Annotated in this window: 1 protein-coding gene; it reads right to left on the bottom strand. The window is 63.9% G+C overall.

All coding sequences use genetic code 11. The features are described from left to right. The coding region (locus IU459_RS40705; protein ID WP_195134364.1) for an AMP-binding protein at positions 1 to 255 on the bottom strand (255 nt) is incomplete at both ends.

Raw genomic sequence — 255 nt, 5'->3', positions numbered from 1 at the left:
AGATCATGATGGCGCCGGTTTCGGTTTGCCACCAGGTGTCCACGATCGGGGTGTTGTCGGCGCCGATGACGTGCCGGTACCAGCGCCAGGCTTCGGGGTTGATGGGTTCGCCGACGGTGCCGAGCAGTCGGAGGCTGGACAGGTCGTGGGCGTCGGGGATCTCGCGGCCCCATTTCATGAAGGTGCGGATGAGGGTGGGGGCGGTGTAGTAGATGGTGACGCCGTACTTTTCGATGATCTGCCAGTGGCGGTGCT

Source organism: Nocardia amamiensis (assembly GCF_015477605.1).
GTDB lineage: Bacteria > Actinomycetota > Actinomycetes > Mycobacteriales > Mycobacteriaceae > Nocardia > Nocardia amamiensis_A.
This window is presented reverse-complemented; position numbering and strand designations above follow the sequence as displayed.